Origin of the sequence: Bacillus sp. TH25 (assembly GCF_016650935.1) — a bacterium.
GTDB classification, from domain to species: Bacteria; Bacillota; Bacilli; order Bacillales; family Bacillaceae_G; genus Bacillus_A; species Bacillus_A mycoides.
On record NZ_JAEKEU010000009.1, the window covers coordinates 1,316,779 to 1,330,411 of the forward strand.

Genomic DNA, 13,633 nt, shown 5'->3' on the forward strand with positions numbered 1-13,633 from the left:
TAGTTGGTAAATATGTTATCAACATTAGATGGTAATAAAGATAGTAATTTAGACACTTTTTATTAATTGGCTAAGTTTTCTTAGGAAGAAATCTTTTTCTCATGACTGATCGCTAGATATAATAGGATATATCATGTATTGATTTGGGTGGGTGATTTAGCTTTTTGGGTTTACCACGCTAAAATGTAAATTTTGCTTAGGGACAAAATGTTAAAGTTCTACATTCTGAATTAACAGAAAATTTAGGTGGTAAAAATCCCGTTGAATATTTTATCAGGTAGTTCATATTTCTTTGACCATAATTTCATGTTGTTACCGAACTTTTATATGTGTCTAATGGAAAGAAATATTTTAAGTTTGTTACCATCTATTGTTTGATTAAGATGGTAACACGAAAATAAAACGTTTACAACAAAAAGATAAAGAAAAAATATGAAAATTCGACTTTTTTCGACAAAATGATTGAGAGAGAAAAAATCTAAATTAAGTAAATCTTATATGTAGAGAGATTCTTTATCTCATAAATAACAGTTATAACATATGTAAATGTTCTATAAGTAATTAAAACGTCGAAGATAAAATTATATTGTGACAATTATAAACAAAACATACTTAATAATTCATACTTAGAATAACAAATCAATTCATAATAAGTTAAATACGCTATATTTAATAGAGTATAATATGGAATATTTAACTATAATATTCCATATTATATATAATTATAAATCATTTAACATATTAGTTGCGGGAAATTTTGACATAAGATATTTTAAATATTAAGCACAGAAACATTTTAAAGAAAAAGAGCTATTTTAAAATGTACCCTAAAAACGTTTTTCCTAAAAAGTAGTAAGAATTTTTAAATTGTTTCTGTGCCTAATTAGATGAAAATAATACAATAAATTGTTTAAAAAAGATAAAAGCAAGTTACTTTTACGGAGAAATATACATTCCATACCATTAGAATTATGTCAGATCGTAGCATACAAATTACATTCTTCTATCTCACAAACTGCACAACTACCATTATAGGTAGCTTGTCTTAGTTTTAACATCACATTCATCATTTTTTTGTCCAATAAGATTAATATGGTTAGAAAAACGTGCCGCCATCTACTATGAAAATATTAGCAATTAGAAAGAATTATTTATAAAGTAATATAGAAATAAAATTATCCGGTTGTTTATAAGTGAATTTTTAATATTTTTGGCGTTTTTCAAAGGGCTTTCACTTATATTTCATATCATGAGGACAATTGTTGTGTTGTTTGAAGGGAAGGGTATAGGTGTTAACAGTTCATTTGTATATAAAAAATAAACAACCTGTTGAGTGTATAATAAAAGATTTTTTAAAATAATTTATGAATACACACAAGTGATGTTGAGTTATTTATTCAAAGTAGAACCTTTAACAATCTATAAATTGTTATATAAAGAAATAAGAATAGAGGTATTCATTATGAAATTTATAAAAGGGATATTCGTTTCTACGATTGCACTTACGGCCTTTACAGGATTAGAGCTAATTAAATTTCATGAAAATCCCAATGTAGTGTATGCAGATTCGAAAGGTCCTGTAAAAAATATAAGTCAATCTGAGGCAGATATTAAAGAAGAAGATCAAATTATTGTAAAGTTTAAAAGTGAAGTGAATTTCCCGTATAAGGATGGGCTCGAAAATCAAATAAAAGATGAAGGTAGCGATTTGGAATTAGTAAAAATTTTCTCTGAATTTCCGCAACTAACATTAAAGCGTTTATTTACATCTGTAAATCCGAAAGAGATTGAAAACATCGATAAACATACGAGGGAAACTGAAAATAATTCATCTTCTAATTTGCTAGATTATTATATTGTAGAAGTGCCTAATAAAGTAACAGCTGAAACATTGATGGACAAGTTTAAGAAATCTTATCTTGTTGAAGAAGTATATATGCAAGAAAAACCAACTCTTTTACCAGAAGTACAATTACCTACTGTATCGCTTAACCCTTACGACGATCCAAGATTTTTAAACCAGGGATATCTTAAGGAAGCACCATATGGGATTAATGCATCTTATGCATGGAGCATTAAAGGTGGAGATGGAAAAGGAACTACTTTTGTAGATATGGAGTATGGGTGGCTATTAGACCATGAAGATTTAGTAAATCAAAAAGTTGAGCTTATATCTGGTAGAAATATAGATCAACACGTTGGTCATGGAACATCTGTTCTCGGGATTGTTTCTGCTGAAGATAATAAGGTTGGTAATATAGGAATTGCACCAAAGGCTAAGGTCAAAGTAGTATCCCAAATAAGAGGTGATGGGTCGTATAATACGGCTGATGCGATAATAAATGCTGTACATAATTTACAAGCTGGGGATATTTTATTATTAGAGGCACAAGCTTCATATGATGGATATGGAGATAAATATTTACCTGTTGAAGTACAGCCAGATATCTTTGATGCAATACGAGCTGGAACGGATAAAGGAATTATTGTGATAGAAGCCGGGGCAAATGGTTCTAATGACCTTGATCAATTTAGAGATCGGAATGGAAAACAGGTATTAAATCGCAATAGTCCGGACTTTAAAGATTCAGGAGCTATAATGATTGGAGCCGCATCGTCAACTGTTCCTCATAAACGTTTATGGTTTTCAAATTATGGTAGTAGAATTGATGTTTATGGTTGGGGAGAAAACGTAGATACAACTCGTGCTGAGCCTAATAGGATTACTAAAAATCTCTATACAACAGGCTTTAGTGGTACATCTAGTGCTTCTCCAATTATTGCTGGAGCAGCGACTTCAATACAAGGTGTGGCTAAAGAACATTTAGGTCGTCCATATAAACCAGCTGAATTAAGAAATATACTAAGTAATCAAAATACAGGTACCAAATCCCAAAATCCGTTAACAGATAAAATCGGTGTTTTGCCAGATTTAAAGTCAATCCTGTCAAATTTGGGATATAGTCCAGATATATCAAATAATGTTTTAGAGGGAAACCAATTTGTATGGTCAATGAAAGGAATAGGAGATTTTGAGTTTGCAAAATTGGATTTTAATAAGACAAAAGAAGAAATGCAAATTCAATTAAAAGCAGGTGTACCACATCATTACTTTGATAGTACATATGCGAGTGTGAAAGTCCAAAATTCATCTGGAAAAGTGGTATATAATAAAGATATTTATGGAAACAGGCAACAAAATGCTGAAACACAAAAAATTTCGATGAAAGTCGGAGACTATATTGAGTTTACACATTTAGAGGGTGGAAACCGGGCGACTCTTATAAATGTGGATAAAAATATACAGGAGAGCTTTGGTAAGAAGATAGTGTATCAAGTTACAGTTAATGGTCTTAAGAAAGTTGATCAAATTATTAACCCTAGCCCAGATACGGAAGCTCCTACACGGCCTGAAGGATTACAAGCGGCCAACATTACTACAAATAGCGTAGAGTTAAAATGGAATTCATCAACAGATAACGTAGGTGTGAAAGAATATCAAGTATTACGTGACGGAAGATTCATTCAAACAGTACAGGGAACCACATTTACTGATAGTAAACTGACTGCTAACATGGAATACAAATATACTGTGAAGGCTATAGACGCAGCTGGAAATCAGTCTATTCAAAGTAGTGTTCTTAGTATAAAAACAAAAGAGCAAAATACCTCTTATGAAAAATGGGATCCGAGGAAAGCATATACAAAAGGGGATAGAGTAGAGTATCAAGGGAAAATCTATGAAGCTGTTCAAAGTTACCAAGGAAATGGAGATTCGAATTGGATATTCTCGTTATCCTTATGGAAACCAATTTCAATAAGTTGATGATATCGTCTATTTGAGAGAATAATTATTTCATAACTAGCTAAATAATTTTTATCTCATAAGAAGAAGGCGCCTTTTAGGTGCCTTTTTCTTATGAACTATATTATCCTTTAATAGTGAAATTTCTTGTTTTAAGTAGCTCTTTAAGATATTGAGTGAAAGGTATTTTAAAATGCTAAATAGTATCAATATCAACATTTATAATGTAAGTTTTTTGCCAAAATATCATATTTTGGCAAAAAACTTACATTATAGTATTAATATTTAGGATTTTACAATAACAAACTGGATATTCCATAAAATGTGATAAAATGGAATAAATTAAATGTTATTACATGAGAGCAAAGGAATTATTCTAAAAATAAAGATACATTTTTATTTTTAAACTGTGTAGAAAATTAATTTTCAGCCAGTATGTTAGTTAGGATTTTTAATATTGCTAGAAACAGAAATTTTATAGATTTGGAAGAAGATTCATTTGATACAGGGCTTGATAATAAAAGGGCAAGTGAATAGATCCCACTTATTAATTTTTAAGAAGTCTAAAGTTGTATCATTACTGAAGGTGTAAGGGACTTTTTTCTTAGTTTTGAAAAAAGTATTGTTTGTCAAGCGCATGTTGATAATCCCATCCCTAAAGGGGCAAGCACACTAATGTCTATTTGACTTCTTACTACTACCTTAAGAATAAGTAGAATTCAACCCTGTATGACAATCTTTATATACATAAAAAAAGATCTATGACCTGAACATGTCAGTAAACTGCTCGATAAATTACTTAAATCTGAAAGTAACACAAGTAAAGATTTTTTATCTTTCTCCGACAGAACGTTAAGTCGAGAGTAATTCAAGCTTTATTATCACGTTACAAAACACTACAAACCAAAGTAGTATGTGGAAGTGAATATTTACCACTAATTACACAAAAGAAAATTATGAAAATGTTTTAAAAATTAACGGCGAATATTTAATGATTAATAGGAGGAATTTTAAATGAAAACATTTGGAAAAATATTGTTAACAGGGACTTTAGCTTTTGGTGGATTAACAGTAATGAACGTGGAAACACCTAAAGCTCAAGCAGAGGGAGCGAGCGAATTTTGCCGATATATTTGTGGTCCTAAAGAAACATTGAACAATTTTACAATTCAACTTTCAGATACGGAATACAGAATGGGACAAAATATTATCCTACGCGCAACAAATGATAACGTATATGATGTAACATACAAAGCAACTGTAGAAAAACAATATGCTACTGGCTGGGGTTATGTTGAAACTGACTTTAATTATCAATCAATGTTGCCAGCTGGAACAAATGAAGATTTCAATGTTTGGACTTTTGACGGTAACAGCGCAGGTAATTTGAATGAGGCAGGAACATATCGCATGAAAATTGAAGTAACACATGCTGATGGGAAAACTGACACAGTTTACACTGCGCCAATTACATTATTAGCACAATAATAATGTAATTGGCAGGGATTTAAAGTGTAGTATTGATAGTGAAGCTATCGATTTTATAAAATGCTGGATTAATCCTAGTAGTAAATGTTCCTTTTATAAAAAGATGTTACCAAAGTTGATTAATCTTATTTACCTTATAAGAATTATAAGGTATGATAAATATAGGTGCAAAGATGCACTATTTGAAAAAGAGTGTAAGACAAAAAAGGAATCTATAAAAGATTTCTTTTTTTTATTGCGTGTAGGTTCGCTTCAAAAAAAGAACAGCTAGCAAAAGCTAACTGCTCCAATCATGGAAATGAGATTGTATAGAGTATTGATGGAATATTCACTTTAAATTCAATTTCTTTAAAGTAAACATTTCAGCTGATATAATGGCTGCACCAACTACAGAACCTAATCAGTCTCTCCAACCTGAGGCAATAAAAGGTGTATCTGTTAAGTCTATAATTAAGAAGTTAGCAAACATCAATACACCGAATGCTAAGCATCCCAAAAATTTTTCATATAAATCATCCTTTCGAAAGGAAATACCATCGATTTTTACCTAAGCAAAGCAAGAAACCACAAGGCTGCAAAGCGATTCTTCAAGAAAGCTTTGCAGTCTTTTCATATTTCTGATCCTCGTGTCGTGACAGTCGATAAGAATCCAGCCTATCCTATAGCAGTTGAAGAATTGAGAAAAGAAAAAAAGATGCCATTAGGCATCCAACTAAGGCAAGTGAAATATCTCAATAATATAGTGGAACAAGATCATCGATTTATTAAAAAGCGAGTTCGTTCGATGATAGGATTGAAATCCTTTCGCACAGCTACAGCCATTATTTCTTGAATAGAAGCTATGCATATGGTAAAAAAAGGGCAACTTATTTTACTGGACAAGTCTGTCCAAAATCAAGTGGAGTTCATCCATCAACTATTTGGAATTGTTGCTTAAGACTAGATTCCACTAGGAAACTTTTCGCCTCTTTATATCTTTCCTAAGTATTTGCACCAGAACCGCTAACGTTAACGCAGCTTGAAGGAATCTTAATTGCAAGCTTGCACGCATTGGAGGGGAAAAGCAATGCCAAAGCAGTTAACAATCTTTGATGTTGAACCAGTTGTGTCATTTGATTTTAAGAAGGCTCATGATCATCGATTAAATTCTAAACTACGTTTTGCCGACGTTGTTGTACAAATACCACGTCAAGACAAAGCGATTGATGAATTAAAACCAACGACAGCGCCTGATGAGCGTTATGAGTTATTTGAAGATTACACAATTGGAAATTGGCGTTATAAGCGAGTGGAGGATAAACAATTTGATTGGGAAGAAGCAGAGGAAATGTGTAAGCGAGCACGGGATGAAAAAAAGCCTATTCCAATACGGCTTCATTTATCACTTGAACAATCATTTGTTCCAGAAAATATTGTGCGATATTTGTAGACAAACAAAAAAGACGAGATTGCTCTCGACATAATTATTCGACAAAGTAATTATAACATATGGGAGTGATCTTGGTGGGAATTAGAAAAGAAAATCTTGTAGAAATGACAGCTGAAATAGATTTGAAAATAAACGGAATATATGTTGTTAAAAATGGTCAGCTCCAACTAATACAACCACCTCAAAGTGGAAAAGTAATCCGTATGGAAGAACGAAAAACACAGTTACTTTAATCAAATTTGAATATTATTAAGAAATTGGACTGAAAGCATCAATAATTAGATGGGATAAAGAGCATCATCACTGAAATGAAAAAGCCCTGCACACAGGGCATCTAAAAAGATACCTTAGCTATAACAACGATTAGGGGGATGTATTTGCTAAGGTATCTGGATGGATGGTTGCATACTAAGTATGCAATCAAGAGCATTGTTGAATGTATTGGGTTATTCAACAAGTTCAGAATAACACGAAATTTCCGCTAATTCACCCGGTAAATTTGTCCAAAAAAGGTGTTTCTATAAAAGTTTTTCACCTAAGAAATGGATTCATAGATTTTAATCAAAGCGTTATTTTAAAATTAAAGAGCGCCCAAGGGAGCGCTCTTCGATCAAGACAATATTGAAAAATACTCGGTAATATATGTAATCTTTTTAGCTTTGTGAGATTAATCAAAAGTTTTTCGACTTGTTTTTGGAGGGTATTACATTTTGTTCTATTTTTTCGTAAAGATTAAGTAATTGTTTGATGAATGTAATTTTCGGTGTTAACCAATATGAAAATAGTGCTGAAATAATTCCTATTAAAGCTCCTGTTATGACATCAAAAGGATAATGAACTCCTACCCAAATACGAGAAATAGCTACGCAGAATGCAAGTACAAGCCATAACCATCTAGCCTTTTTACGAACAAGCCAGAATGAAAAACAAATTGAAAAAAATAGAATCGTATGGTCGCTAGGAAATGAATTATCTACTGCATGATCGACAAGTTTATTAACATTAGGTAATACTGCAAATGGTTGATAATTCAAATGCAAATTCCCTGCTAATTTTCCAATTATTTCAGCAGTTACGAAAGCAACTATTGCTTGAATAATCATCATTTTGTTTTTTCTAGATTGAGTAAACCAATAAGCAATAATAATTAAACCTAAAAAATACACCATATATTCCGCTAAAAATACCATAGTGGAGTTTAGGGATGAATATTGCTTCCCTAAATTATTGATAGCTCGAAAAGCATCAATATTTAATTGAGAAAAAAACATTTTTAAATCGCTCCTTATTGTTTGTGTATAAGGAAAATTATAGTAAAGAGTTTATAGTGAAAAAATTGATTTTAGTGACAGTAGTCTTACAAAACTGTAAGGATTAGCTCATTAAAGATTTTTAATAAAATAGTTATTTTAATTAAAGTAAGAAGGTTAAAAGTTATCTTAATCTACGTGATTCATAAAGGTTAAGTAGAGTCGCTTTATGAATCACGTTTCTAATCTAATTAATCATCCTACCTGAAAAATACTTACATTTGCAGATACATTTGTTAAAGAGCCACCATCACTATTTGAGAGAGTGATAGTACCCGCTGAAGAAGTATTATTTATTAAAGTTAATGTTGAAGGAACAACTGTTACTGTAAAAGCAACAGTACCTTGATTTAAGGAATGGGGTGACCCTGTCCCAAACCGTCCGCCTGGAATTGGTGTACCGTTTAGTGCAAAGGAAAATTGGTTTTCACGAGAAGATTCTAATTGAAATTCTGCTACATATGTTCCTAGTGTATTAATTATAATATTTCCAGTACTTGCTATGTGGGTAAGGGCGGTTCCTATTATAGGTCCATTTGTATTAAAAGTAACATTACCTCCTACTACAATTGACTGGTTGGTAGTATCAAAAGCATATAGATAGTTTGTTAATCCTACGCCAGCGGGTCCAGTCGGTCCGGTAGCACCAGTCGATCCTGTAACACCAGTTGGCCCAGTAACACCAGTTGGTCCGGTAGCACCAGTCGATCCGGTAACACCAGTTGGTCCAGTAACACCAGTTGGTCCGGTAACACCAGTCGATCCAGTAGCACCAGTCGATCCGGTAACGCCAGTCAATCCAGTAACACCAGTTGGTCCGGTAGCACCAGTCGATCCTGTAACACCAGTTGGTCCGGTAACACCAGTCGATCCAGTAGCACCAGTTGGTCCGGTAGCACCAGTCGGTCCAGTAACACCAGTCGATCCTGTAACACCAGTTGGTCCGGTAACACCAGTCGATCCAGTAGCACCAGTTGGTCCGGTAGCACCAGTCGGTCCAGTAACACCAGTTGGTCCGGTAGCACCAGTCGATCCGGTAACACCAGTTGGTCCGGTAGCACCAGTTGGTCCAGATGGATAATGTGGGAGAATAATATGGTTAATATCCATAAGCGGAAATTTATTGAATATATCTTTGTTTTTGTAATCTATCAAAATCACCTCACTTGTGTGTTTAGAAAAATAGTAAATTTAATTTTTTATTAATACCTCATTTTTATACTATTAATTCAATTTATTTTGGGAACAGTGAATAACTACTATAGGGCATTAGTTATTAGTTTAAATCTCAATAAAATCGTTATTTTATCTTAAATAAAAAAGAGCACACTTATATGTGTGCTCTCAAATGAGAAAGGTAGAATGCTATGAATGGAAAGCTTCCATACAATAACATATGCTTGTCCGGTTTAAATGTGAGAAGTTTTTAATAAAAACGCTATTTGTGCGACACGTTTCCTTATAAGTGTGTAAACACGAAATAGGAGGGTTATCAATTTGATGACAACAACGGATTGACTGAGAGTAGGAATGAAAGCCGTCAGGTTGAGCTGAAACTACTTATCTGATACTCCTACATGCAAGGCGTGATAGTAGTCACAAATTGTATGAAGCTAGGTGAAGTCGGCTGAACAAAACCTAAGTGAGAAATCATATGGTAATGGATAGGTCGGGATGCTACAAAATATCTATGGTGAGAATGTCCTAACGGACTGGCGAACTTGCGAATGTACGGGTCTAAACGTTTAATATGTCAGAAATGTGTATGTCGTCAACGACGGCGTTATCTACCGAGAAGTAAGATTAAATAGTATGAAACTCGGAACATCTAACGATGAGGATGTAAAGATAACAGGCTTAAAGCAAGCACCTAAGGGTATATGTACAGCTAAGTCAATCGGAACGTAGTAAGCAAGAAACTGTCACCAACGCCTACTAGCGGACAGATGCATATAAGGTTCTAACGAACCGAAATTGCTTAATTCTTGTGAAGGTGGGGACACAGTACCTATGAAGCATGTAACAAATGTGGAGGGATAGTCCCTAGTCTTGTTCTTTGAAAACTAAATCAATTAGATGTAACTCACAGGATCGAGTAAGATGATGTGACCTTTCGTAAGAAAGGGGAATTAATACGTTGGTGAGTACAACATTGGTTGTAATATAGTTGCTTTAGTATAGAAGAATAAGATGGGACGCTGTATGCGATGAAAGTCGCACGTACAGTGTTAAGCGGGGGAAAAGATGGAGATAACTTCAAAGTCTTACCTATCGCAACTATAAAAAAAGAACCCGCTAACTGCAACGAGTTCTAAAAAGGAGTTTAACTCAACTCTCAGGGAGTATTTCTTTTCTATAATGGTACAGACCTGATATCGATCCGAAAAGAAGTGAAATGGAAATTATCATGATGAGATACTGTCTTAAATAGATAGTATTTGTAGGCATCCATAGAATAAATATGGCTAATAAGACAAGTAGTGAAGTGCACATTGTATAAGATATTTGGTGCTTGAGTTTTAGTCTTTCTGTATCGTTGGTACCTATTTTCTTAAACGTTATAGAAAATAAGATAACAGACGCTAGAGAGAGAAGGGGTGTCATACCTACAAATAAATTAAAATGAAGAATATCACTAGATAGCCATGATTCTAGCCATTGGAAAATAACCATTTTATCATCCTTTCTTAAATGTCTAAAAAATCATTGTTGTTAATCTATGTATATATTAACATATTGTGGGTTTTGGAGGGAGGATAACAAAAATTTCATTTTGTAGAAAAGGGGAATGGATATGAACATCAAAACGCAATTAGAAAATATCGTTTGGCACATCCAAACAAACAGGGATGTCATAGGGGATAAACAAACACTGGAAGATGTATTGATCTCCTTAAAGAGAATGGTAAGGGATGAAGAAAGTAAAAGAGCAGCTAGCAAAAGCTAACTGCTCACCCAAGGAAAACAAAGAAAGGATAACCATGTGTCTACAGTATTAACGTAATATTTAGTTTTATTCAGGGTTGGTTCCAAAAAAGTGACATACCGCCAAAATATAAAATTATTAAAAGGACAATTACTATGAAAGCAATTAAAGAGATTTTCTTCCAGGGATTTTTCATTAGTAGACCTCCTTTATGAAGAATATTAACACTTTACCAGAATCTGAACAAAATAATCCTTTGAATAGAAAGCGAGGTTATGAAAATGGAAGATAACGTAAAGCTATTAGGCGTAGGCGCAGACGGAATGTGTGGAATGGAGTTTACAGAGAATAAGGTCAATGTTCGGAGATGGCTTTTTATTTATTCGGATAAAAGGATGATAAGGTCTTTTGTCGAATAGATAGATTTGGAGAGGAGGGGGCATATATGCTGATTTCTTTTAAAGACGAAACAAAAAAACTAAAAGCTTCAATAGACAGCCATGATCTAGCAGGATTAATAGCAGTGCTAGAAAAAAATAAAAAAGTAAAAATAGGACATGATCGTTATGAAGTTGTCGAAGTGAGTTTAGAAATCAACAAGTACACAAATAGTGATGATTTAGCAGAGGTTATAGTAACTGTGAAAGAGGCTTAAAGTAGCAAATAAATCAGAAATAGCATCCATAACGGGTGCTTTTTTCTTTGTTATATAGAAATTATATATTAAACCAGTAAAACTTTGAATGAGACAAGCATATACTAATAACTGACACGACGTATTCATTCTTTATAATCGTATCGGACGAGCACCTTATAGGGCTCTTTTTTTATTGCACATAAGGAATTCCCAAACATACAATATCGAGTCAATGCCAACCAACTTATTCCTTTTCCGATAGCTATATATATTCCGCTATAAAGCTCTTTTATGTTGCGCCATTAGAACGGGCAGGGCATTGTCGTATATTTAATACTCAGAAGCTTAGGGCACTTTATAGTGTTCTTTTTTTATTGAACAAAATGGATATTTGGATAGGAGGATGAAGAAGTTAATGGAAACAATTAATAAATTTGCAGACTATATGAAACGTCTTGGTGAAAATAAAAAGGTAGTCGTTGAGGAAGAGGATGTAAAAGATATTACTGAAGATATCGAAGCGTATTTAAATAATAACGGCCATACTTATTCTTATAGTGAGAATATGGCAGGACAAGTGTTAATCATTGTTCATTAAACCAATAGCAATTATCGTAGGCGTTGCCGTGATCTTGGTTTAGCGTCTTGTTTGTTGTTAAGGGATGATAAGGGGTGAGGGCATGGAAGTTATTTACGAACATCCTTGGTTAACTACATGGTTTATTTTATGATTTGTATTTGTGCATCTAGTGTTGTATCTATGGAAAAGAAGTAACAAAACAAACGAACACAACGAACGAAAATAGAGGATTAAACGTCCGTAATGGGTGTACTTATTTAGAATTATGCTTGTTCACAAATTAGACATATTTAGAACCCTTATTTTCCAACAACCTATTTGTTCGGTTTACATGTACGGAAATTAAATGCTGTTATTAAGCTATAGTTAATTTACGGACACTTAAACGGACAAAAGGGGAGAAACGGAATGATTCTTGGATATGCTCGTGTATCAACACAAGATCAGAACTTAGCAAGGTAACTCAAACAATTGAGTGATTATGGATGTGATTATGTGTTTGAAGAAAAAGTTAGTGGAGCTACAACAGACGGACCAGAGTTATTACGCATGTTAGAGAATCTGCGTGAAGGTGATGTAATTGTAGTTACTGAATTAGCACGTATTACAAGAAGTACACAGGACTTATTTAATTAAGCTCGTTTCTAATCAAGACATAAAATACTCATTAAAAAATCGATTTCTTAACGTACAGGAAATCGACTTTTTATTTATAATCCCTTCATCCAATTCTTTCTACATTTTAGGCATCTTTGCAGCAGGACCATCTAGAATTAGAGTGTAAAAAATGTATCTTGAATAGTAGAACGAAAAGATTGGCAACGAATTTGTTTTGCCCAAAATGCCGTTTCTGCTTCTCTTTCTTGTAATGTCATGTTAGTTCTAAAGGGAGAAGGAAGAATAAGAGCAGTTACAGCTGGTATTGAATGAAAAGTTATATTATCTAGCTTTAGAAATTTTCGCCACATATTAAGATCACTCCACACATCCTCTGGTCCAGGGCTCCATCCTTCAAGAAGACGATGGTGGGTATCTATGCGGTGTCCAGCAATCGTAGGACTAAAATTTATATGACTCTTTCAACATACGATCGCGAGTCTCAAGTTCCTCCAATGATCCCTGAATGGCCATCATTTGTTACTTATTCACAATAGCCATATAGCCGCTATGTACAAAATCTGCTTTGGATAAAGCTTGCTCCATGTATTGTAAGTGATCAGGAAACCATGAATCATCGTCACTCAGATAACATATAAATTTTCCTTTTGCCAATTGTAATGCCTCATGTCGATAAATTTCTCCGTTCCTTTCCTTGCACTTGAGCCTATAAAAACAGAGAAGAAATCTTTAATCAAGCTCCTGCTTTTCAGCATGAAATACACCAAAACAATTACTTGAAATATTATTCATTTATTAAAATGAGTATGCTTTTTTAACTTTGCAACAGCAACCATAAAT

At 33.4% G+C, this 13,633-nt stretch carries 10 protein-coding genes and 2 pseudogenes; 9 read left to right on the plus strand and 3 right to left on the minus strand.

Annotated elements, in window-relative coordinates:
• The first annotated feature begins 1,462 nt into the window (after window positions 1-1,462).
• From JFT89_RS11105 to JFT89_RS11125, 5 genes and pseudogenes are all read left to right on the plus strand, one after another.
• On the plus strand, window positions 1,463-3,826 hold the full coding sequence (locus tag JFT89_RS11105; RefSeq protein WP_201039973.1) for a putative mucin/carbohydrate-binding domain-containing protein: 2,364 nt from the start codon (window positions 1,463-1,465) through the stop codon (window positions 3,824-3,826).
• Window positions 3,827-4,819: 993 nt separating this feature from the next.
• The gene (locus JFT89_RS11110) at window positions 4,820-5,293 is read left to right on the plus strand and encodes a hypothetical protein (RefSeq protein ID WP_002069069.1); all 474 of its coding nucleotides are present in this window, start codon (window positions 4,820-4,822) and stop codon (window positions 5,291-5,293) included.
• Window positions 5,294-5,813: 520 nt separating this feature from the next.
• Window positions 5,814-6,230, plus strand: a pseudogene (locus JFT89_RS11115) (DDE-type integrase/transposase/recombinase); the annotation flags it as partial.
• Between the two features lie 129 nt (window positions 6,231-6,359).
• Complete coding sequence (locus JFT89_RS11120) at window positions 6,360-6,722, plus strand: hypothetical protein (RefSeq protein WP_002204061.1); 363 nt, start codon at window positions 6,360-6,362, stop codon at window positions 6,720-6,722.
• A 74-nt stretch (window positions 6,723-6,796) separates the two neighbouring features.
• A complete protein-coding gene (locus JFT89_RS11125; RefSeq protein ID WP_002069062.1) occupies window positions 6,797-6,955 on the plus strand; it encodes a DUF3954 domain-containing protein in 159 nt (52 codons plus the stop codon).
• Window positions 6,956-7,393: 438 nt separating this feature from the next.
• On the opposite strand, the gene JFT89_RS11130 is transcribed toward JFT89_RS11125, so the two are convergent.
• Complete coding sequence (locus tag JFT89_RS11130) at window positions 7,394-7,993, minus strand: undecaprenyl-diphosphatase (protein WP_016096718.1); 600 nt, start codon at window positions 7,991-7,993, stop codon at window positions 7,394-7,396.
• Window positions 7,994-8,227: 234 nt separating this feature from the next.
• A complete protein-coding gene (locus tag JFT89_RS11135) occupies window positions 8,228-9,163 on the minus strand; it encodes a collagen-like domain-containing protein (protein ID WP_307838606.1) in 936 nt (311 codons plus the stop codon).
• 1,663 nt (window positions 9,164-10,826) lie between these two features.
• Here JFT89_RS11135 and JFT89_RS11145 point away from each other — a divergent pair.
• From JFT89_RS11145 to JFT89_RS11160, 4 genes and pseudogenes are all read left to right on the plus strand, one after another.
• Window positions 10,827-10,979: a hypothetical protein gene (locus JFT89_RS11145; RefSeq protein ID WP_176523409.1), complete on the plus strand. Its 153-nt coding sequence runs from the start codon at window positions 10,827-10,829 to the stop codon at window positions 10,977-10,979.
• A gap of 424 nt (window positions 10,980-11,403) precedes the next feature.
• The gene (locus JFT89_RS11150) at window positions 11,404-11,613 is read left to right on the plus strand and encodes a hypothetical protein (protein ID WP_002204055.1); all 210 of its coding nucleotides are present in this window, start codon (window positions 11,404-11,406) and stop codon (window positions 11,611-11,613) included.
• A gap of 385 nt (window positions 11,614-11,998) precedes the next feature.
• A complete protein-coding gene (locus JFT89_RS11155) occupies window positions 11,999-12,193 on the plus strand; it encodes a hypothetical protein (RefSeq protein WP_229178928.1) in 195 nt (64 codons plus the stop codon).
• Between the two features lie 390 nt (window positions 12,194-12,583).
• Window positions 12,584-12,805, plus strand: a pseudogene (locus tag JFT89_RS11160) (recombinase family protein); the annotation flags it as partial.
• A 143-nt stretch (window positions 12,806-12,948) separates the two neighbouring features.
• Here the strand turns inward: JFT89_RS11160 and JFT89_RS11165 are convergent.
• Complete coding sequence (locus tag JFT89_RS11165; RefSeq protein WP_016096711.1) at window positions 12,949-13,143, minus strand: hypothetical protein; 195 nt, start codon at window positions 13,141-13,143, stop codon at window positions 12,949-12,951.
• Between the last annotated feature and the right edge of the window lie 490 nt (window positions 13,144-13,633).

Excerpts from the sequence above, each read along its gene's own strand:
- JFT89_RS11105 (WP_201039973.1), top strand. The coding sequence starts at position 1,463 with ATGAAATTTATAAAAGGGATATTCGTTTCTACGATTGCACTTACGGCC.
- JFT89_RS11110 (WP_002069069.1), top strand. The coding sequence starts at position 4,820 with ATGAAAACATTTGGAAAAATATTGTTAACAGGGACTTTAGCTTTTGGT.
- JFT89_RS11120 (WP_002204061.1), top strand. The coding sequence starts at position 6,360 with ATGCCAAAGCAGTTAACAATCTTTGATGTTGAACCAGTTGTGTCATTT.
- JFT89_RS11130 (WP_016096718.1), bottom strand. The coding sequence starts at position 7,993 with ATGTTTTTTTCTCAATTAAATATTGATGCTTTTCGAGCTATCAATAAT.
- JFT89_RS11145 (WP_176523409.1), top strand. The coding sequence starts at position 10,827 with ATGAACATCAAAACGCAATTAGAAAATATCGTTTGGCACATCCAAACA.
- JFT89_RS11150 (WP_002204055.1), top strand. The coding sequence starts at position 11,404 with ATGCTGATTTCTTTTAAAGACGAAACAAAAAAACTAAAAGCTTCAATA.
- JFT89_RS11155 (WP_229178928.1), top strand. The coding sequence starts at position 11,999 with ATGAAGAAGTTAATGGAAACAATTAATAAATTTGCAGACTATATGAAA.
- JFT89_RS11165 (WP_016096711.1), bottom strand. The coding sequence starts at position 13,143 with ATGTGGCGAAAATTTCTAAAGCTAGATAATATAACTTTTCATTCAATA.